This window comes from Schwartzia sp. (in: firmicutes) (assembly GCF_978017985.1).
In genome coordinates, this window is the sequence record NZ_CDXDFU010000058.1 from 1 (window position 1) to 2,140 (window position 2,140).

Sequence of the window (2,140 nt, forward strand, 5' to 3'; positions counted from 1 at the left end):
AGCATCTTCTTGATACTGTGCGGCAGCTTCAGACGGAGCTCACCGAGGCGGCTTCCTGCAGCATGGGAATCGCGGTTACGGGCTCCTCCCGTGAGAACTGCGAGGAACTTCTGGAGCATGCAGGTCAGGCGCTGAAATCCGTAAAAAAATACGGCGGAAATCGTTATCGTATGTTCGATAACGACAGATATTAATGCCGTGTCTTTTTCCGTCATGCTGTGTCAAAAGGCTCTCGACGTAGTGATATAATTAATGCTGTGGGTTCGTTATAAACAAGAGGCTTTGCTTTGGCAGAGCCTCTTGTTTTTGCAAATATTTTTATTTGAACAACTGTATAGTGGAGTTATATAACTCGGTGGAAGATGTCCCCGTCCTCTACAGGCGAAGGAAAACAAACTTTAACAGGTGGTTAGCATATTTCCCACCTCGTTGAAACGCTAATTGGAGGATTTTTCTTTTTTCAAAAGAAAAATTTGAACAACTGCGTTATAATAAAAGGTAGGCAGCTTTGCCTGTCTTTTTTTCTCTCTGAACGCAAAAGGAGTTGTTATAGATGAAGGAAGTAAAGAATCCGCAGCGCCCTATGGCGTTTTATTACGGAATTGCTTTGCTCGTACTTTTGTTTTTCAATGCCATGGCGAAGCCTTATATGGAGGAAGCCAAAATAGAGCAGGTGGATTACGGCACGTTTATGACCATGACGGAGCAGCAGACTGTTTCGAAGGTAGATATTCAGGACAATCAGATTCTTTTTACGGATAAGGACAACAAGCTGTTCAAGACAGGAATCGTGAACGACGAGGGTTTGGTGGAGCGACTGCATAAGGCAGGGGTGACATTTTCCTCGGATATAAAGGCGAAGGAATCTCCTCTTATGAATTTCCTGTTGACATGGGTGCTGCCTATTGCGGTGTTTTTCCTGATAGGACAGTATATGAGCAAAAAGCTTATGGACCGTGCCGGCGGTGGAAATTCCATGATGTTCGGTCTTGGCAAAAGCCAGGCGAGAGTCTATGTGCCGTCCTCTGAGGGTATTCTTTTCAAGGACGTGGCAGGAGAGGACGAGGCGAAGGAAAATCTTTCGGAGATTGTGGACTACCTCCACGATCCCAACAAATATTCCTCTATCGGCGCGTCAATGCCGAAGGGTGTTCTTCTGGTTGGGCCTCCGGGTACAGGTAAGACCATGCTGGCAAAGGCCGTAGCAGGTGAGGCAAATGTACCGTTTTTCTCCATCGCGGGCTCCGAGTTCGTGGAAATGTTCGTGGGTATGGGTGCATCAAAGGTTCGTGACCTTTTCAAGCAGGCGAAGGAAAAAGCTCCCTGCATAGTCTTTATTGATGAGATTGATGCTATCGGACAGAAGCGAAACGGCAACATGATGGGAAATGATGAGCGTGAGCAGACGCTGAATCAGCTTCTCACGGAAATGGACGGCTTCGAGGGCAACACGGGCGTTATAATTCTTGCTGCTACAAACCGTCCGGATTCCCTTGACCCCGCGCTTTTGCGTCCGGGCCGGTTTGACCGCCGTGTGCCGGTAGAGCTCCCTGATCTGAAGGGACGCGAGGCTATTCTGGAGGTACATGCCAAAAAAGTTAAGATGGCTGAGGGTGTGGATTATCACACTATCGCGCGTATGGCATCGGGTGCTTCCGGCGCAGAGCTGGCGAATATCATCAACGAGGGCGCGCTCCGTGCCGTAAGAAACGGACGGAATCTCGTTACGCAGGAGGATCTTGAGGAAAGCGTCGAGGTCGTTGTCGCAGGCTATCAGAAGAAAAACGCAATTCTTTCCGACAAGGAAAAGCGCACGGTTGCCTACCACGAAATCGGTCATGCTCTTGTGGCTGCGAAGCAGACCAATGAGGCTCCTGTGCAGAAAATCACGATTATTCCGCGCACCTCCGGCGCCCTCGGGTATACCATGCAGGTTGAGGAAAAGGATAAATATCTTCTTTCCCGTGAGGAGCTTGAGCAGAAGATTGCTACTCTGACCGGCGGACGTGCTGCGGAGGAGGTTGCTTTCGGACAGATTACGACAGGCGCTGCAAACGATATCGAGCGCGCAACGAAGCTGGCCCGTGCCATGATTACACGGTACGGCATGAGCGACGAGTTCGGTATGGTGGCTATGGAG

Annotated in this window: 2 protein-coding genes; both read left to right on the forward strand. The window is 49.6% G+C overall.

Features of this window, described 5'->3' with window-relative positions; genetic code table 11:
* On the forward strand, nt 1-194 hold a 194-nt coding region (locus tag ACY69O_RS02825; RefSeq protein ID WP_462331953.1), incomplete at its 5' end, for a hypothetical protein.
* 359 nt (nt 195-553) lie between these two features.
* The coding region (gene ftsH / locus ACY69O_RS02830; RefSeq protein WP_462331954.1) for an ATP-dependent zinc metalloprotease FtsH at nt 554-2,140 on the forward strand (1,587 nt) is incomplete at its 3' end.